19 protein-coding genes are annotated in these 16,379 nt (G+C 71.2%); 12 read left to right on the top strand and 7 right to left on the bottom strand.

Annotated features, from left to right (window positions below; all coding sequences use genetic code 11):
- Positions 1 to 49: 49 nt before the first annotated feature.
- From MKK75_RS26215 to MKK75_RS26205, 3 genes are all read left to right on the top strand, one after another.
- Complete coding sequence (locus tag MKK75_RS26215) at positions 50 to 319, top strand: glycine zipper domain-containing protein (protein ID WP_244045419.1); 270 nt, start codon at positions 50 to 52, stop codon at positions 317 to 319.
- 156 nt (positions 320 to 475) lie between these two features.
- A complete protein-coding gene (locus MKK75_RS26210) occupies positions 476 to 1,216 on the top strand; it encodes a TerB family tellurite resistance protein (protein WP_244045418.1) in 741 nt (246 codons plus the stop codon).
- A gap of 613 nt (positions 1,217 to 1,829) precedes the next feature.
- Positions 1,830 to 2,588, top strand: a complete 759-nt coding sequence (locus MKK75_RS26205; RefSeq protein ID WP_244045417.1) for an N-acetylmuramoyl-L-alanine amidase — start codon at positions 1,830 to 1,832, stop codon at positions 2,586 to 2,588.
- Positions 2,589 to 2,601: 13 nt separating this feature from the next.
- On the opposite strand, the gene MKK75_RS26200 is transcribed toward MKK75_RS26205, so the two are convergent.
- The 3 genes from MKK75_RS26200 to cobS are packed head-to-tail and all read right to left on the bottom strand — an operon-like array spanning position 2,602 to position 4,380.
- On the bottom strand, positions 2,602 to 3,294 hold the full coding sequence (locus tag MKK75_RS26200) for a TIGR02281 family clan AA aspartic protease (protein WP_244045416.1): 693 nt from the start codon (positions 3,292 to 3,294) through the stop codon (positions 2,602 to 2,604).
- The gene (locus MKK75_RS26195; protein WP_244045415.1) at positions 3,291 to 3,503 is read right to left on the bottom strand and encodes a DUF1289 domain-containing protein; all 213 of its coding nucleotides are present in this window, start codon (positions 3,501 to 3,503) and stop codon (positions 3,291 to 3,293) included. Before MKK75_RS26195 ends, MKK75_RS26200 begins: the two co-directional genes overlap by 4 nt.
- Positions 3,504 to 3,555: 52 nt before the next feature.
- Entirely contained in the window at positions 3,556 to 4,380 is an 825-nt protein-coding gene (cobS, locus tag MKK75_RS26190) for an adenosylcobinamide-GDP ribazoletransferase (RefSeq protein WP_244045414.1), read from the bottom strand.
- Positions 4,381 to 4,483: 103 nt separating this feature from the next.
- Between cobS and cobT the strand changes: the two genes are divergently transcribed.
- On the top strand, positions 4,484 to 5,515 hold the full coding sequence (gene cobT / locus MKK75_RS26185) for a nicotinate-nucleotide--dimethylbenzimidazole phosphoribosyltransferase (protein WP_244045413.1): 1,032 nt from the start codon (positions 4,484 to 4,486) through the stop codon (positions 5,513 to 5,515).
- A 463-nt stretch (positions 5,516 to 5,978) separates the two neighbouring features.
- Here cobT and MKK75_RS26180 read toward each other — a convergent pair whose 3' ends face one another.
- Entirely contained in the window at positions 5,979 to 7,568 is a 1,590-nt protein-coding gene (locus tag MKK75_RS26180; RefSeq protein WP_244045412.1) for an ABC transporter substrate-binding protein, read from the bottom strand.
- A gap of 116 nt (positions 7,569 to 7,684) precedes the next feature.
- Here MKK75_RS26180 and MKK75_RS26175 point away from each other — a divergent pair, with 116 nt between their 5' ends.
- From MKK75_RS26175 to MKK75_RS26155, 5 genes are all read left to right on the top strand, one after another.
- Entirely contained in the window at positions 7,685 to 8,362 is a 678-nt protein-coding gene (locus MKK75_RS26175; RefSeq protein WP_244045411.1) for a GntR family transcriptional regulator, read from the top strand.
- Between the two features lie 101 nt (positions 8,363 to 8,463).
- Positions 8,464 to 9,417 (top strand): dihydrodipicolinate synthase family protein, encoded by a 954-nt coding sequence (locus MKK75_RS26170; RefSeq protein WP_244045410.1) that lies wholly within the window; start codon positions 8,464 to 8,466, stop codon positions 9,415 to 9,417.
- A 100-nt stretch (positions 9,418 to 9,517) separates the two neighbouring features.
- Positions 9,518 to 9,874 carry a 6-carboxytetrahydropterin synthase QueD gene (gene queD, locus MKK75_RS26165; RefSeq protein WP_244045409.1) on the top strand — a complete coding sequence of 119 codons (357 nt, stop codon included), beginning with the start codon at positions 9,518 to 9,520 and terminating at the stop codon, positions 9,872 to 9,874.
- Complete coding sequence (gene queC, locus MKK75_RS26160) at positions 9,864 to 10,619, top strand: 7-cyano-7-deazaguanine synthase QueC (RefSeq protein ID WP_244045408.1); 756 nt, start codon at positions 9,864 to 9,866, stop codon at positions 10,617 to 10,619. Before queD ends, queC begins: the two co-directional genes overlap by 11 nt.
- A gap of 397 nt (positions 10,620 to 11,016) precedes the next feature.
- On the top strand, positions 11,017 to 11,586 hold the full coding sequence (locus MKK75_RS26155) for a fasciclin domain-containing protein (protein WP_244045407.1): 570 nt from the start codon (positions 11,017 to 11,019) through the stop codon (positions 11,584 to 11,586).
- 82 nt (positions 11,587 to 11,668) lie between these two features.
- Here MKK75_RS26155 and MKK75_RS26150 read toward each other — a convergent pair whose 3' ends face one another.
- The 3 genes from MKK75_RS26150 to MKK75_RS26140 form a co-directional block, all read right to left on the bottom strand.
- Positions 11,669 to 12,364, bottom strand: coding sequence for an anti-sigma factor domain-containing protein (locus tag MKK75_RS26150; RefSeq protein ID WP_244045406.1), 696 nt, complete (start codon positions 12,362 to 12,364; stop codon positions 11,669 to 11,671).
- Positions 12,361 to 12,912 carry a sigma-70 family RNA polymerase sigma factor gene (locus MKK75_RS26145; protein ID WP_244045405.1) on the bottom strand — a complete coding sequence of 184 codons (552 nt, stop codon included), beginning with the start codon at positions 12,910 to 12,912 and terminating at the stop codon, positions 12,361 to 12,363. The genes MKK75_RS26150 and MKK75_RS26145 overlap by 4 nt, the downstream gene beginning before the upstream one ends.
- 259 nt (positions 12,913 to 13,171) lie before the next feature.
- Complete coding sequence (locus MKK75_RS26140; protein WP_244045404.1) at positions 13,172 to 13,738, bottom strand: TetR/AcrR family transcriptional regulator; 567 nt, start codon at positions 13,736 to 13,738, stop codon at positions 13,172 to 13,174.
- Between the two features lie 126 nt (positions 13,739 to 13,864).
- Between MKK75_RS26140 and MKK75_RS26135 the strand changes: the two genes are divergently transcribed.
- From MKK75_RS26135 to MKK75_RS26125, 3 genes are read left to right on the top strand one after another with little or no spacing between them, the layout of a single operon-like run.
- Positions 13,865 to 14,833 carry a quinoprotein relay system zinc metallohydrolase 2 gene (locus MKK75_RS26135; protein ID WP_244045403.1) on the top strand — a complete coding sequence of 323 codons (969 nt, stop codon included), beginning with the start codon at positions 13,865 to 13,867 and terminating at the stop codon, positions 14,831 to 14,833.
- Between the two features lie 43 nt (positions 14,834 to 14,876).
- Positions 14,877 to 15,704 carry a quinoprotein dehydrogenase-associated SoxYZ-like carrier gene (locus MKK75_RS26130; protein ID WP_244045402.1) on the top strand — a complete coding sequence of 276 codons (828 nt, stop codon included), beginning with the start codon at positions 14,877 to 14,879 and terminating at the stop codon, positions 15,702 to 15,704.
- Positions 15,705 to 15,707: 3 nt separating this feature from the next.
- On the top strand, positions 15,708 to 16,304 hold the full coding sequence (locus MKK75_RS26125; protein ID WP_244045401.1) for a rhodanese-like domain-containing protein: 597 nt from the start codon (positions 15,708 to 15,710) through the stop codon (positions 16,302 to 16,304).
- The last annotated feature ends 75 nt before the right edge of the window (positions 16,305 to 16,379 follow it).

Genomic DNA, 16,379 nt, shown 5'->3' with positions numbered 1-16,379 from the left:
ACGATCACGGCCATCGGCCGGCCGGATGCACAAGGGAGATCTGGGGACCATGAAGAAGCTGACTGCCGCCGCCCTCGCCACCATCGCCGCCCTGTCGCTCGGCGCCTGCAACACCCCCGAGGACCGGGCGCTCGGCGGAGCCGGCCTCGGCGCGCTCACCGGCGCGGCGATCGGCGCGGCCGCGACGGGCCGTGCGGGCGGCGCCCTGGCCGGCGCCGCGATCGGCGGCGCGGGCGGTGCCATCGTGGGCGCCTCCACCGCGCCGCAATGCCCCTACGGCACCTACCGCGACGCCTACGGCAACATCTACTGCCGTTGATCCCGACGCGGGTGGGGCCGGGTGCGTCCCGGCCCTTCCGCGGGGCTTGCAGAGCGGCTATCCCGGCGCTCGGCCGGGGCGTCCCGGTGTCGGACCCAAGCCGCCCGCGATGATCGCACCGCGTCGTCCACGTTTCGCCCCGGAACCGGGCCGCCCATGACGTCGGCGGCCGAGTCCCAGGGCGTTTGGGGCAAGATCGGCGGGGCCGGGCTCGGCCTCGCGATCGGCGGTCCCCTCGGGGCGCTGATCGGCGGCGTCGCGGGCCATTTCTTGCTGGATCGGGTCGGCGCGCCCTTCGGCCGGACGCCCCGCGACGTGGTGTTCACCACCGGCCTCGTGGCGCTCGCCGCCAAGATGGCCAAATCCGACGGCGTCGTGCTGCCCTCCGAGGTCGAGGCCTTTGGCCGGGTCGTGCAGGTGGAGCCCGCCGCGCGGCCGGGGGTCGAGCGGCTGTTCGATCTGGCCAAGAAGACCACGAACGGGTTCGAGGCCTACGCGCGCCAGCTCGCCACGACCTTCGGCGACGAGCCGGCCCTGCTCGAGGACGTGCTCGACGGCCTGTTCCAGATCGCGGGCGCCGACGGGGCGCTCCACGAGGCGGAGGAGCGCTACCTCCGATCCGTGTCCGGGATCTTCGGCTTCGACGAGGCCGCGTTCCGGCGCATCGCCGCCCGGCATGTGCGGCTGCCGGACGATCCCTACGCCGTCCTCGGCCTCGACCGGGACGCCGATGAGGCTGCCCTGAAGGCCCGTCATCGGGAATTGGTGGCCGAACATCATCCGGATCGGGCGCTGGCGCGCGGCCTGCCCACGGAGGCGGTGGCGATCGCGACCCGGCGCCTCGCCGCGATCAACGCCGCCCATGATCGGATCGTGGAGGAGCGCAGCCTGCGGTGAGCCCGCCTCGCGCCGTTGGATCCGAGCAGCTCGGAGCCTGTTCGACCCGGGATCCCGGGTTTCCAAAGGGCTTCGCCCTTTGGCGGGTGCTCAGGGCGGAGCTCTGAGATGTTCTCCAGGACTCCGCCCTGGACCCGCGAAAGGTCGCGACCTTTCGAAACCGGGACTTGATCGGTTCGCGTGACGGGGAAGAGCTCCAGTCAGAGAAGGCTCTCAGGACGCGCAAGCCTTGCATGGCGCGGAGGGGCTTCGCAGCTCCGCGCCGCCAGCAGGTCCGGCGGCAGCGTGTCGAAATCGGGTGCCATGGGGATCCGGTCGCGGAGCGCGCCGGGTTTGCGGGCGGCGCGGGGAACCTGTGCGGTCGGCCGGATCTCGGCCAGGACCTCCCCCCGCCCGGTCACGAGGAACGAGGTACCCGCCGGGGGCTCCCGAAGGCGGGCGTCGAGATTCCCGCGGAACGCGCGTACGCCGCGGTGTCTTTATCGTTGGTCTTTGAATCGGCCATCGGCGATGTCCGCTCGTACTCCAGATGTGGGTGCATCGTCCAAACGCCGCCAACGGCCGATGCGCGCGATCCGGTGCGTCGCGGCCCCAACCATGGCACAAGCCCGGCATGACGCTGAAACCGGACAGCCCCCTCGCCCGCCGCGTCGCCCCATCGCCGAATCACGGCGCACGCCAGGGGGATCGGCCCGACATGCTGATCCTGCACTACACCGGCATGGAGAGCGGGGCCGCCGCCCTGGCGCGGCTGCGCGACCCGCTCAGCGAGGTCTCGGCCCATTACCTGGTGTTCGAGGATGGCGGCGTCGTCCAGATGGTGCCGGAGGCGCGCCGGGCGTGGCACGCGGGCGCGGGCGCCTGGAAGGGCGAGACCGACGTCAACTCCCGCTCCATCGGGATCGAGATCGTCCATCCAGGCCATGCGGGCGGGCTGCCGCCCTATCCGGAGGCGCAGGTCGATGCGATGATCGCGCTGGCCCGGGACATCCTCGGCCGCTGGCCGATCCCGCCGGAGCGGGTGCTTGCCCATTCCGACATCGCCCCTGATCGCAAGGAGGATCCGGGCGAGATCTTCCCGTGGGAGCGTCTCGCGGCGGCGGGCATCGGCCACCATGTGCCGCCCGCCCGCCTGCGGGACGGCCGCTTCTTCGCCCAGGGCGATGCCGGCCAGCCCGTGGAGGCCCTTCAGGCGATGTTCGCGCTCTACGGCTACGACCTGCCGGTCACCGGGACGTTCGATGCGCGCACGCAGGCCGTGGTCACCGCGTTCCAGCGCCACTTCCGGCAGGCGCGGGTGGACGGTGTGGCCGACGCCTCGACCATCACCACCCTGCGCGACCTGATCGCGGCCCTGCCGGCGCAGGGCTGACGGGCCTTCGGTATCACGGCGGGCTCAGGATCAGGCGGTCTCCCCGGACCTCGTAACCCGAGAGCCGGGCCAGGAATGTCTGGCCGAGGAGATTGGCCGAGAGCGCCCCGGGCTTGGCCACCATGGCGTTCACACGCCGCTCGGTGATCGTTCCGACGCTGAGCGAGTCGAGCTGAACCGGGGCCGCGTAGGTGATGCCGTTGGCGGTGGAGACGCGGGCCGTGAAGTCGGACGCTGCGGGGGTGAGCCCGAGGGCGGCGGCGTTCCCGGCGGTCAGGACGACGCTGCTTGCGCCCGTGTCGAACAGGAACGGCTGCGCCCGTCCGTTGACCTCGGCCTCGAGCCGAAAGTCGCCGTCGGCCCGCCGGACGATCGTGACGGCGCCGTCGGCGCGCGTGGTCGCGGTTCCGGGCCGCACCGCGCCGAGCACCTGGGAGCTGACGCCCTGGATCCGGTCGCGCTCGCTGTAGCCGATCACGAGGGCGAGGCCGAGGAGCGCCCAGGCGAGCAGCGCCCGCAGGTTCGCGCCGAGGCGCGCCGTGAACTGCCGCCAGAACCCCGCCACCACCAGGATCAGGATCATCCCCGTCCAGGCGAGGCTCGCGAGCTGATCGGGCCCGATCACGTCGCCGACGCTGCCGCTGCCGTCGCTGACGACCAGGGCGACGAGGACCAGCGCGATCGCGGCGAGCCCGAGGTAGATCATGACGGCAGGGCCCCCTCCGGCGGGATCAGGTGAGCCGCGCGCATCCGGGCTTCCAGCCCGGCCATGATGATGCGGCGCTCGACCTCCGACATCGTGCCCCAGGCGGCGATCTCGTCGCGGGTCCGGCCGCAGCCGCAGCAGAGGCCGGTCGGGGCGTCGAGCACGCAGACCTTGGTGCAGGGCGAGGAGGGTTTTTGCACGGGCGGCATCGGGGAACCTTGGCCGGCGGATCGTGGCCGGGTGATGACCGTCACCGGTGCGTTAATCCGTTACCGCCGCCACCAAAACCACCAGCGCGGCGATCTCGGCCACCTGCTGGCAGGCGCCGATCACGTCCCCGGTCTGGCCGCCGATCTTGTGCCGCGCCAGCCGGGTCAGGCCCAGGGCCGAAAGTCCGGCGCCCAGGATCATCAGCGCGACGCCGCCGAGCGGCAGGCCGCAGAGACACGCAACCAGCGCCAGCGCCAGACCGAGCCCGAGCGCGGTGGCGAGGCTCGCCCGGTCGGGCCGCCCGACCGAGGCGGAGAGCCCGCCCGGACGCGCCGGCTTCAGCAGAACCATCGGCGCGAGGGCGGCGACCCGCGACAGCGCGGCGGCCAGGATCAGGGCGGTGACGGCGGCGTAGCCGGTGCGGTCGAGGAGCGTCGCCAAGGCGCCGATGCGCAGGGCGAGCGACAGGACCAGGGCCGCCCCGCCATAGGCGCCGATGCGGCTGTCGCGCATGATCTCCAGGCGGCGCTCCCGGGTGGCGCCGCCACCGAAACCGTCGGCTACGTCGGCGAGCCCGTCCTCGTGCAGCGCGCCGGTCGCCACCACCAGGGTCGCGACCGCCAGCGTCGCGGCCAGGAACGGCCCGAGCCCGATCCACCACGCCGCCGCCAGCACCAGGGCGGCCGGCAGGGCGAGGAGGAGGCCGGCCAGCGGCAGCATCCGGGGGAGGGTGGTGAAGTCGGGGCTGCGATGCGGGTCCGGCTCGCCGGGCAGTTGCGGCACCGGCAGGCGGGAATAGAAACGCAGGCACCCGGCGAGGTCGTAGAGGGCGGCGCGCCCGGGCCAGTCGGCCTCGCCGCCGGTCTGCCTGTCCATCGCGGTCTCCGGCCTCGCTCGTCTCGGGCGAGCCGGTCCAGTATACGCGGCCTGTTCCCGCTCCGTCTCCCCGCCGGCTTGCACCCACAGGAAATCATCGCCCATGCCTGATCCAGGCCCGTTCGACGACATCCGCAACCTGCTGAAGGCCATGCCCGGCCCCGACCGGGAGGCGGAGGAAGCCGTCGCGGCCCGGGACGCGACCCTGACCAAGCCCGCGGGCGCCCTCGGGCGGCTCGAAAGCCTCGTGACCTGGCTCGCGGGCTGGCAGGGCAAGGCGCCCCCGAGCTTCGACCGGCCGCTGGTCTGCGTCTTCGCCGGCAGCCACGGGGTGACCCGCCGGGGCGTCTCGGCCTTCCCGGATGCGGTCAACCGGCAGATGCTCGACAATTTCGCGGCGGGCGGGGCGGCGATCAATCAGATCTGCGCGGCCTACGGGCTCGGCTTCAAGGTGTTCGACCTCGCCCTCGACATGCCGACCGGCGACATCGCGGAAGGGCCGGCCCTCGACGAGCGCGCGACGGTCGCCACCATGGCGTTCGGCATGGAGGCGGTGGCCGCGGGCACCGACTGCCTCGGCATCGGCGAGATGGGGATCGGCAACACCACCGTAGCGGCGGCCCTCTACGCCGCCCTGTTCGGCGGCGATCCGGCCCACTGGGTCGGGCAGGGCACGGGCGTCGACCGGGAAGGCTTAAGCCGGAAGGTCGCGGCCGTGGAGGCGGCGCTGGCCCACCATGCCGGGCATCTCGGCGACCCGCTCCAGGTGCTGGCCCGCCTCGGCGGCCGGGAGATCGCCGCCATGGCGGGGGCGATCCTGGCCGCGCGGCTGCAGCGGATTCCAGTGGTGATTGACGGCTACGTGGCCACCGCCGCGGCGGCCGTGCTGCACGCCGCCGACCCGTCCGCCCTCGACCATTGCCTGGCCGGCCACGTCTCGGCCGAGGGTGTCCACGCGGAGGTGCTGGAGCGGCTCGGCCTCGTGCCGCTGCTGGCGCTCGGCATGCGCCTCGGCGAGTCCTCGGGTGCCGCCATGGCGATGGGTGTGCTCAAGGGGGCGCTGGCCTGCCACACCGGCATGGCGACCTTCGCGCAGGCGGGGGTTTCCGGGAAGGGAGCGGCGCCCACGGCCTGACGCGTCGGGGCGGGTTACCTCGGAACGTCGAAGTCCCGATTTCCAAACGTCCGCGACCCAGCCCATTCGAGGTGCCGAGGGATCTCATGGGAGGCACCGCCCCTTTCCCGGGCGCATGCAGCGCCAGCGGAATGCGACCCGGGACCTAGCGCAAGACGTCGCGAAGCGTCCGCCTAAACCAGACTGTGCCGCTGCGGCGGTGCTCTTTCGGGCTGGATCCCGGATCACCTTCCACTGCGTTCCAGGCGTCCGGGAAAGGGCGCGTGCTGAGGAAACGTCAGGCGTCGTCGCAAACGTTCGCGAGGCCAACACCTCGAAAGCGCTGATCCGGGACCTTTCGCGGGTGCAGGGCAGAGCCCTGCGGTACGTGTCCTCGCCCCCCTCCAAGGGGGCAGAGGACACGTTCGTCGGGGTTTCACCCCGATACCCCACCAAAGGGACTCGTCCCTTTGGAATCCCCCGATCAGCCGGTCTTCTCGATGTTCCAGAAGAACTGGACCGGGGCCATGACCATGCCCTTGAGCTTCGTGCTGATCGCCATCGGCTGCTGCACGAGACCGGCCGGGGCGTAGGGCACGACCGAGAAGGCCCGCTCCTCGATCTGCGCGGCCAGCGCCTTCTGGCGCGCCTCGTCGCCCGTCGCGATCCATTCGCTCCGCAGCGCCTCCAGCGTCGGGTCGTCCGGCCAGCCGAACCACGCGGCCGGGCCGTTGGCCCGGATCAGCGGATGCAGGGCCGGGTTCAGCACGTCGGCGCCCGACCAGAGCGTGTGGAAGACCGACCAGCCGCCGGCATCGACCGGCCCGCGATTGCCGCGGCGGGCGATGAAGCTGCCCCAGTCGGTCGAGACCAGATCGACGTTCATCCCGAGCTGCTTCAGCAGGTCCTGTGTCACCAGCGACTGGTTGTAGGCGATCGGCTGGTCGGCCGGGGCCAGCAGCACGACTGTCTCGCCCTTGTAGCCGGCCTTGGCCAGCATCGCCTTGGCCTTGGCGAGGTCCGCCTGCATGGCGGCGGCCCCGCCGGCGCCGGTCGACATCGGCGAGCCCGGCGTGAAGAAGGTCTTGGCCTCCCGGTAGTATTCGGGGTCGCCGACCACCGCCTGCATGTAGTCGTCCTGCTTCATGGCCATCATCACGGCCCGGCGGATCTCGGGATTGTTGAACGGCGGCTGCGTGTGGTTGAACCGCATCAGCAGGATCAGCCCGAGCGGGACGTTGCGGATCTCGATCCCCGGCTTGCCCTTGAGCACGGGGATCAGGTCGATCGCCGGCTGCTCGTACCAGTCGACCGCCCCCTGGATCATCGCGCCGACCGCCGCCGATGCCTCGGTGATGGCGAGCCACTCGATCCGGTCGACCTTCGCGACCTTGCCGCCGGCCGCCCAGGACGGCGCCTCCTCGCGCGGGCGGTAGCCGGCGTGGCGGGTGTAGATCGCGTTCTGGCCCGGGATCCATTCCCGCGCCGCGAAGCGCCAGGGCCCGGATCCCGTGGCGTCGGCGATCGGCTTGGAGGCGTCCTGCAGGGCGATGCGCTCCGGCATGATGAAGGGCACGTTGGACGACAGCTTGCCCAACGCCGCCGGCAGGAGGGGGAACGGCTGCTTCAGGCTGATGGTGAAGGTCCGCGCGTCCTTGCGGCCGTATTCCGCCACGAAGCCCGCGAGCGTCTGGCCGAACGCGTCCCGCTTGGACCAGCGCGCTATCGACGCGGTGCAGTCCCTGGCCTCGACGGGCGTGCCGTCGTGGAAGCTGAGGCCGTCGCGGAGGTGGAAGGTCCAGCGCAGGCCGTCGGGCGCGGTCTGCCAGTCGCTCACCATCTGCGGCTGGATCCGGAAATTCTCGTCCGTGGCGAACAACGTGTCGTAGACGAGGTAGCCGTGGTTGCGGATGACGTAGCTCGTGGCGACGATCGGATCGAGGGAGGGCAGGGGCGTCGACGGGATGAAGCGCAGCACACTGCCGCCGGGCTGGGCCCGGGCGCGGTACGGGCGGCCGATGCCGGCGGCGGCGCAGGCGGTCCCGGCCAGGAGCTGGCGGCGGTCGAGCGTCATCGCGGGCACCCCTTCGTGATCGGGCGCGTTGCCCGAATGATTTTATACAATTTCAACACCGGAGCACCGCCGTCAAGGGTCCTGCGGCGCGGCCGGGACCGATCGGGAGCGCGACGATGAAGAACCGGACCATGGCGGGCTCGATCGGGGCCGAGATCCGGCAGCGCATCCTCGACGGCCACTATCCCGCCGGGTCGCAGCTCCGTCAGGACGGCCTCGCCGCGGAGTTCGGGGCCAGCCGGATCCCGGTCCGCGAGGCCCTGTTCCAGCTCGAGGCCGAGGGCCTGGTGCGGATCCACCCCCATCGCGGGGCCATGGTGGCGCCGCTCTCGCCGGCGGAGGCCGCCGAGGCCCTGGAACTGCGCGGCGCCCTCGAACCGCGCCTGCTGGCCCTCTCGGCGCCCAGGCTGACCGCCGATGACTTCGCCCGGGCCGACACCCTGCTGGACGAGTACGCCGCGGCGCTGCGGGCCGGGGCCACGGCGCGCTGGGGCGCCCTCAATACGGACCTGCACCTCCTCCTCTACAGCCGGGCCGAGCGGCCCCGCGCCCTCGGCCTCGTCGGCTCCCTCCTGGCCGAATGCGATCGCTACACGCGCCTGCAGCTCTCGACGGACGGGGCGGAGCTGGAGCGGGCCGACCGCGAGCACCGCGAGATCGTCCGGCTGTGCCGGAACGGTCATGTCTCGGCCGCCTGCGCCCTGCTGGTCGACCATATCGCCCACGTCGCCGCCGCGCTGATGGCCTTCCTCGGCGACGGGCCCGGCTCGACCAAATCGGCCCGGATTGTATAAAGTTCTTGCCAGACGCACGCGGCTTTGGCATGGAGAGTCGCGCTGCCCCGCGAGGCCCCAGGCCGGCCGGGACGCTCCCCCTTCCTGCAGACGAGCCGGCGATGGCCTCCGACCGACAGATCTTCTCCGGCACGATCCCAGCGCTGATGACGCCCTGCCGGCCGGACCGCACGCCGGATCTCGACGCCCTCGCCCGGAAGGGGCGGGAGCTCGTCGATGCCGGGATGTCGGCGGTGGTCTATTGCGGCTCGATGGGCGATTGGCCGCTGCTGACCGACGAAGAGCGGATGGCGGGCGTCGAGCGGCTGCTGGCGGCCGGCGTCCCGGTGATCGTGGGGACCGGCGCGCAGAACCCGAAGGCGGCGGCGGCGCTCGCGGCGCACGCCAAGGCGGCCGGGGCGCAGGGCCTGATGATTATCCCGCGGGTCCTGTCGCGCGGCAGCTCGGCGGCGGCGCAGGAGGCCCATTTCGCCGGCATCCTGGAGGCGGCCATCGACCTCCCGTCGGTGATCTACAACAGCCCCTATTACGGCTTCGAGACCCGGGCGGAGCTGTTCTTCCGCCTGCGCGACCGGTTCCCGCACCTCGTCGGGTTCAAGGAGTTCGGCGGCGCGCAGGCGCTGACCTACGCGGCGGAGCACATCACCGGCCAGTCGCCCGACATCACCCTGATGGTCGGGGTCGATACCCAGGTGGTGCACGGCTACGTCAATTGCGGCGCCCGCGGCGCCATCACGGGCATCGGCAACGTCCTGCCGCGGGAGGTCCTGCACCTCGTCGCCCTGTGCGAGAAGGCCGCCACGGGCGACGTCCTGGCCCGCCGGCGGGCGGAGGAACTCGACGCCGCGCTGGCGATCCTGTCGAGCTTCGACGAGGGCCCCGACCTCGTCCTGTACTACAAGCACCTGATGGTGCTGGAGGGGAACCCGGAATACGCGCTCCACTTCAACGCCAGTGACGAACTAAGCGCCGGCCAGCGCCATTACGCGGAGACGCAGCTGCGGCTGTTCAAGGCGTGGTATGCGCAATGGTCGGAGGAGACTGCCGGGGCCTGACCCTTCCCGGCGGCCTCGGGACACCCCGCCTTTGCGCGGGACGGCCGGTCGGCGCTATGGCGGGGGCGAGATCGGTCACAGCCCGCGACGAAGCCCGCCCATGAAGATCACCCAAGCTTTCACCTTCGAGGCGGCCCACCGGCTGCCGAACGTGCCCGCGACCCACCGCTGCCACCGGATGCACGGCCATTCCTACCGGGTCGAATTGACGGTGGGCGGCCCCGTCGATCCCCACACCGGCTGGGTGATCGACTTCTACGACATCGAAACCATCTTCGGGCCGCTGCTCGCCCGGCTCGACCACCATTGCCTCAACGAGATCGAGGGGCTGGAGAACCCGACCGCCGAGAACATTGCGGCCTGGATCTGGCATCGGCTGCGGCCGGACCTGCCGGGGCTCGCCCGCGTGCGGGTGGCCGAGACCCCGATGTCCTGGGCGGAATACGATGGCGACTGAGTCTGCGGGCGATCGTTCGGCGCTGGTCCTGTTCTCCGGCGGCCAGGATTCGGCGACCTGCCTCGCCTGGGCGCTCGACCGGTTCGACCATGTCGAGACGCTGGGCTTCGATTACGGCCAGCGCCACCGGGTCGAGCTCGACCGCCGCGCCGCCCTGCGCGCGGGCACGACCCGCATCAACCCAGCCTGGGCCGGGCGGCTCGGCGACGACCACACGGTCGCGCTCGACGCATTGGGAAAAATCTCCGAGACGGCGCTCACCCGGGAGGCGGCGATCGGCTACGAGGCCTCGGGCCTGCCCAACACCTTCGTGCCGGGGCGCAACATCGTGTTCCTGACCTTCGCGGCGGCGCTCGCCTACCGGCGCGGGATCCGCCACGTGGTCGGCGGCATGTGCGAGACCGACTATTCCGGCTACCCCGATTGCCGCGACGACACCATCAAGGCGCTGCAGGTGGCGCTGAACCTCGGCATGGAGCGCCGCTTCGTGCTGCACACGCCCCTGATGTGGCTCGACAAGGCGCAGACCTGGGGGCTGGCCGAGACCCTGGGCGGCCGGGCGCTGGTCGACCTGATCGTCGAGGAGAGCCACACCTGCTACCTCGGCGAGCGCGGGCAGCGCCATGACTGGGGCTACGGCTGCGGCACCTGCCCGGCCTGCCGCCTGCGGGCGGACGGGTTCGCGCGGTACGGCGCCGGGCGGATGAGAGCGCTCTCCGCCGAAGTGGACACCGGTTCGGCGTAAGAGGGCGCGTCCCGACCAGAGCTTCGAGCCGCGCACGATTGCAACGCGCACGGTACACGACAGCACCTCGTTGCAGGGCCATCCATTGATCCCACCCAACCCCCTCATCCTGAGGTGACCGCGTCAGCGGGCCTCGAAGGAGGGCTCCAGGGATCGCGCGGCTGGCTGGAGGGCTCCTTCGAGGCCTGCGCTGCGCGCCGGCACCTCAGGATGAGGCGTTAGATTGGACAGCCGCCTCGAAACCTTCCTGGTCTTGTGTCGTGAACCGTGTGCAACGCGATCGGGCACGGCTCGAGCGGCTCCGCACGTTTGCCTCCGTCCGGCGAAACTTTCCCGCCGCCGGCCCCGTAAGGGGGTCCGCTGCCCCGCTCTTCGGGGTCGGACGGAAGGAAACACGATGCTCACCAGGAACATGGGTCGACGCACGGCCAAGGCCCTCGCCCTGACCCTCGCGCTCGGCCTCGGGGCGAGCGGCGCCGCCTACGCCAAGAACCCGATGGTCGGGGGTGCGCCGATGTACGCGCAGAAGACCATCGTGGAGAACGCGGTCAACTCGAAGGACCACACCACCCTGGTCGCCGCCGTGAAGGCGGCGGGCCTCGTCGACACGCTGAACGGTCCGGGCCCATTCACGGTGTTCGCGCCCACGAACGCCGCCTTCGCCAAGCTGCCGCCGGGCACGGTGGAGAACCTCGTGCAGCCGCAGAACAAGGCGACGCTGACGAAGATCCTGACCTACCACGTGGTCCCCGGCGTCTATACCGCCCAAGAGCTGATGGCGCTGGCCAAGAAGCCCAGCGGGCAGAACCAGCTGACCACCGTCGAGGGCGAGCCGCTCGCCGTCTCGACCCAGGGCAAGAAGGTCTACATCACCGACGTGAAGGGCGACACCGTCGCGGTGACCATCCCGAACGTGATGCAGTCGAACGGCGTCATCCACGTCGTCAACGGCGTGCTGATGCCCTGATCGACCCGAGCGATGCGGCACCCGCAGCCCCAACGCGGCTGCGGGTGCCGCATCGTCAATCGTCGCGACCGGCGAATTCCCATCATTCCGCGATGAGCTTGCCGGTATAGACCACCGGCCCCGTGGGCTGACCCGTGGGCGAGCCCCCGGGCGGCTCCACCGAGACGGCGATCACGCCATCCGGAGCCGTCCCTGCCGGCAGCCGCACCTGGCTCGCGCCGGCGCCGACGAGGCCGAGCGGCCGCGGCCCCTGGGCGCCGACATACCAGAGCTCCAAACTGCGATCCGCGGGCGCCTCGGCGCCGACGGGTCTGACCTGCGCGAGGCCGGTGCGCATGTCCACCTGCACGATCAGCGCCGGGAGCGTGCCGCCCCCCTGTACCACGGCGAGATAGCGGCCACCGGACGGCGCGGGCGACGGACCGACCGCCAGGAACAGCGCGAGCCCGGCGGCCAGCAATCCGGCGCCCCCGGCGGCGATCCGCCAGCGCCGGAGCCGGACGCGCAGATCATCGATCTCGCGCGCGTCCGCGGACCCCGGATTCGGCAAGGCCCGCAGCAGAGCGGCGCGCACGCGGGGCGGCGGCATCTGGGCGCCGACGGTCTCCGCCAAAGGGTTGAGCCGCTGTTCCCAGGCCCGGATCCGCGCCTGAACGACCGGATCGCGGGCCGCCTCGCCCTCGACCACCGCACGCTCGCGGGCGTCGAGCGTCCCGAGGACGTACTCGGCCGCCCGGAGGTCGGAGTCGTCGGCGTCAGGCTCGCCCGTCCCAGTCACGACGCGGTCTCCAGGCAGGTCTTCAGACCCGCAAGAGCCCGATGGAGCCAGGTCTTGATCGTGTTGACGGGCCGGTCGAAGTGGCTTGCCAGCTCTTCGCGCGACCGGCCTTCGCAATAGGCCAGCACGACGCAATCTCGGTGCAGCGGTTCGAGCCGACCGAGGCAGGCCACGAGGGCCTCGCGATTCTGGAATGCCGCCGCCTCGTCACGCGGATCGATCAGCCGTGCCACCCAATCCTCGCCGCTCTCGAGTTCCGGTCCCTGCACCTCGGTCTTCCGGCGCACGCTGTCGATGGCGCGATGGCGTGCGATCGTGACCAGCCAGGGCATCGGCGGTCCGGCCTCCGGCCTGTAGGCGCCCGCGGCCTGCCAGATCCGCATGTAGACATCCTGGAGCACGTCCTCGGCCAAGCTCCGGTCGCGCTGGATACGCAGGATCAGCCCGTAAAGTTTCGGGCTCGTGAGATCGTAGAGTTCGGCAAGCCGGTCCGCCTCACCGCGGCCGATCCCGGCCAGCAGCCGGCGCAGCGTGGCATCGTCGGCCAAGTCAGCTCCCCGTACAGTCCGAGGCGCCTTCGATCGGACGCCCCTCCGGATGCTGCTTTAGACCAAGCTTCGTTACGATGACGAGACCTGCCGTGAAAGCGCGCGGGTCGCGGCTTCGAAAGATCGAACGTCCGGCCTGCGGCTCTGCCGGCGAGAGGCGCACCAGCCGCAAACCACCTGTTCCGGAGACCCTCCCGGGGAACCGATCGCGTTCGGACCCGGGCGCGGGCCGGGGGGAGGGGCCATCGCCTCCGCCGCCCTATGACGGCCTGAGCCCGTCGACCAGCACCGCCAGCGTTCCCCGGAAGGCAGGCGGGCTCGCGAACAGGCGCTCCATCAGCAGCGCCCCCTCCAAAGTCGCAATGACGTAGCGGGCGAGCGCCGCCGGATCCGCCCCGTCGCGGACGCTGCCATCCGCCTGGCCCGCGCGCAGGACCGTCTCCAGCCACGCGAGGTGATCCGCGAAGAAGGCCGCGATGTCCCGGCGCAACCGCTCGGGCAGCGCCTCCCCCTCGATGGCCAGCGCGGCGCACAGGCAGCCGAGCCCCTGCTCGACCCCGCCGAGATAGAGCCGGCCATAGGCCTCGATCCGCCCAGGCCCGTCCGCCACCTCCGTGCGGATCGCCTCCAGGGCGGCGGCGTAGCGGGCCGCGTAGGCCGCCACCAGGGCGGCGCCGAGATCGACCTTGCCGGGGAAATGGTGGTGGATGCTGGCCTTGCGGATGCCCACCGCCGCCGCAAGATCGGCGTAGCTGAAGCCGGCATAGCCCCGCCCCCGGACCAAGGTCTCGGCCTGGATCAGCAGTTCGGCGCGGGTGTCCCTCATCGCAGCCTCATCCGGGGTGCCGCTCACGCGAACGTGCAGACTGGCCCACACCTCCCCTTATCTGCCACTTGACGGACCGAAAATCTACCTACCTAATGGTAGACAAGAACAACAGGAGGATTCGGCATGACGGCCCCCGCCGTCCAACCGAGGGCGTTTCCGGGGCAGCGTGCCCTGTCGCGGCGCGGCGTGCTGTTCGGCGGCCTGTGCCTGTGCTGCCTGCCGACCCTCGGCCGCGCCGCCGAATTCTTCACGACGGAGGAGGTCGGGCCCGGCATCTTCGTGCGCAAGGGCCTGATCGTTGACGCCACCGCCGACAATGCCGACGCCATCGCCAATATCGGTTTCATCGTCGGCAAGACCGGCGTGCTGGTGACGGAATCCGGCGGCAGCCTCGCGGACGGCCAGTGGCTGCGCGCCGAGATCGCCAAGCGCACGCAGAAGCCGATCACCCACGTGGTGCTGACCCATGTCCATCCGGATCACGTGTTCGGGGCGGGCGCCTTCGAGCAGGACAAGCCGGTCTTCATCGGCCACGCCAAGCTCACCGAGGCGCTGTCCGCCCGGGGCGAATTCTACCGCAAGCGCCTGATCGACCTGCTCGGCGAGGCCCGCACCGGCCCGGTGGTCTACCCGACGATGACCGTCGCCGACACGGCCGAGGTCGATCTGGGGGACCGCCGCCTGACCTTCACGGCGCACGGTCCGGCGCACACCACGTCCGATCTGTCGATGATCGATTCGGGCAGCGGCCTGCTGTTTCCCGCCGACCTTCTGTTCGTGAACCGGATCCCGTCCCTCGACGGCAGCCTGAAGGGCTGGCTCACGGAAGCCGCGCGCCTGAAGGCCATGGGGCCCAGCCGCGCCGTGCCGGGCCACGGGCCGGTGACTGTGGACCTCGCCCCGGCGCTCGCCGACCTCACCGGCTACCTGACCGCGCTGCGCGACGGCACCCGCGCGGCGATCGCCAAGGACGTGTCGATCGAGAAGGCGGTCGACACCGTCGCCCGGGACCAGCGGGACAAATGGGCCCTGTTCGACACCTATAACGGCCGCAACGTCACCGTGGCCTACCAGGAACTCGAGTGGGAATGATTTTTTTAGGATACCCATATCCAAGACAATCGGGAGATACGCCATGACGTTCAGGATCGGGAAGACCCTCTCCAGCCTCGCCCTCGGCCTCGCCCTGGCGACGACGGCGCTCACCCCCGTGGCGTGGGCCGCGGGCGCCTCCGACACCGATCAGGAGCGGGCCGCCCGCTGGCATGAGATCGCCACATCGATCTTCGGCGATCGCCCGATCGCGCAGACCGACAGCCTCGTGAAGATCGACGCGCCGGTGCGCGCCCTCGATGCCGCCCTGGTGCCGATCACCCTGACCATGCCCAATGACGGGCAGATCAAGGCGGTCTCGCTGATCATCGACGACAATCCGGCGCCCTACGCGGCCAAGTTCGAGTTCGGCCCGGCCGCCGACCCGGCGGAGCTGAAACTGCGCGTGCGGGTCAACAACTACACCGACATGCACGCCGTGGTGGAGACGCAGGACGGCAAGCTCTACGAGGCCAAGCAGTTCGTGAAGGCGTCCGGCGGCTGCTCGGCCCCGATGGGCATGAGCGACGAGGAGGCCATGAAGGGCATGGGCGACATGCGCATGAAGTTCGCCGAGAGCCAGCCCGGCAAGCCGGTCGAGGCGACGCTCATGGTCCGCCACCCGAATTTTTCGGGCATGCAGATGAATCAGGTGACCCGGGACTACACGCCGGCGCGCTACATCGACAAGCTCACCGTCTCGGCCGGCAACCAGAAGGTCTTCACCCTGACGGGCGACATCTCGATCGCCTCCAACCCGGTGATCAATTTCGCCTTCAAGCCGGACGGCAAGCCGATCCAGGTGGCGGCGTCCGACAATCAGGGCGGCCACTGGCAGCACAGCTTCACCCCGCCGAGCCCGACGAACTGAGCGATGGGTCGAGGACGCATGACCGGTCGGATCGCGGCGGCCTGCGCCGCGCTCCTGTGCCTCGCGGCCGCGCCGGCTGATTCTCCGGTCAACGTGGCCGAGCCGGAGGGTCTCTACGCCGGACCGCCGCACGGCTACACGCCGCCGACCCTGAAAGGCGCCGCGGTCGTCGATGCCGCTTCGGTTGCGGCCCTCAGGGCGGGGCCGGACAAGCCGGTGCTGATCGACGTGGCGGCGCCGGACCGCAAGCCCTCGAACTTTCCAACCGGCCGCCTCTGGCTGCCGGTGCATCCCTCGATCCCCGGCGCGGTCTGGATGCCGGAGGCCGGGGCCGAGCCCCTGGCGCCCGAGCGTGAGGCCCTGTTCTACGATCGCGTCGCCGCGCTGACCGGGGGCGACAAGGCCAAGCCCGTCGTGGTGTTCTGCCATGTGGAGTGCTGGGGCAGCTGGAACGCCGCCAAGCGGCTGGTGCTGAAGGGCTATACCGGCATCCGCTGGTTCCCCGAGGGCGTCGAGGGCTGGCAGGAGACGCACGAGACCGCGGCCTTGCGGGTCGATCCGGCCTGGCAGGCGGCGGGCGAGCGCCAAGCGGGGCGCTGACCCGGGACGACGGGCGGTGTAAGAAGCGCGTGAGGCATGACACGTGCCTCTCCCTCCCCCCTCTGCGGGGGAGGG

This window comes from Methylobacterium sp. J-030 (assembly GCF_022829545.1).
In the GTDB taxonomy this organism is placed as follows: Bacteria; Pseudomonadota; Alphaproteobacteria; order Rhizobiales; family Beijerinckiaceae; genus Methylobacterium.
This window is presented reverse-complemented; position numbering and strand designations above follow the sequence as displayed.

Coding starts and splice junctions, on each gene's coding strand:
- MKK75_RS26215 (WP_244045419.1), top strand. CDS start 50: ATGAAGAAGCTGACTGCCGCCGCCCTCGCCACCATCGCCGCCCTGTCG.
- cobS (WP_244045414.1), bottom strand. CDS start 4,380: ATGGACAGGCAGACCGGCGGCGAGGCCGACTGGCCCGGGCGCGCCGCC.
- MKK75_RS26135 (WP_244045403.1), top strand. CDS start 13,865: ATGACGGCCCCCGCCGTCCAACCGAGGGCGTTTCCGGGGCAGCGTGCC.
- MKK75_RS26175 (WP_244045411.1), top strand. CDS start 7,685: ATGAAGAACCGGACCATGGCGGGCTCGATCGGGGCCGAGATCCGGCAG.
- MKK75_RS26155 (WP_244045407.1), top strand. CDS start 11,017: ATGCTCACCAGGAACATGGGTCGACGCACGGCCAAGGCCCTCGCCCTG.
- queD (WP_244045409.1), top strand. CDS start 9,518: ATGAAGATCACCCAAGCTTTCACCTTCGAGGCGGCCCACCGGCTGCCG.
- MKK75_RS26170 (WP_244045410.1), top strand. CDS start 8,464: ATGGCCTCCGACCGACAGATCTTCTCCGGCACGATCCCAGCGCTGATG.
- MKK75_RS26125 (WP_244045401.1), top strand. CDS start 15,708: ATGGGTCGAGGACGCATGACCGGTCGGATCGCGGCGGCCTGCGCCGCG.
- MKK75_RS26180 (WP_244045412.1), bottom strand. CDS start 7,568: ATGACGCTCGACCGCCGCCAGCTCCTGGCCGGGACCGCCTGCGCCGCC.
- MKK75_RS26140 (WP_244045404.1), bottom strand. CDS start 13,738: ATGAGGGACACCCGCGCCGAACTGCTGATCCAGGCCGAGACCTTGGTC.
- MKK75_RS26200 (WP_244045416.1), bottom strand. CDS start 3,294: ATGATCTACCTCGGGCTCGCCGCGATCGCGCTGGTCCTCGTCGCCCTG.
- cobT (WP_244045413.1), top strand. CDS start 4,484: ATGCCTGATCCAGGCCCGTTCGACGACATCCGCAACCTGCTGAAGGCC.
- queC (WP_244045408.1), top strand. CDS start 9,864: ATGGCGACTGAGTCTGCGGGCGATCGTTCGGCGCTGGTCCTGTTCTCC.
- MKK75_RS26205 (WP_244045417.1), top strand. CDS start 1,830: ATGACGCTGAAACCGGACAGCCCCCTCGCCCGCCGCGTCGCCCCATCG.
- MKK75_RS26130 (WP_244045402.1), top strand. CDS start 14,877: ATGACGTTCAGGATCGGGAAGACCCTCTCCAGCCTCGCCCTCGGCCTC.
- MKK75_RS26195 (WP_244045415.1), bottom strand. CDS start 3,503: ATGCCGCCCGTGCAAAAACCCTCCTCGCCCTGCACCAAGGTCTGCGTG.
- MKK75_RS26210 (WP_244045418.1), top strand. CDS start 476: ATGACGTCGGCGGCCGAGTCCCAGGGCGTTTGGGGCAAGATCGGCGGG.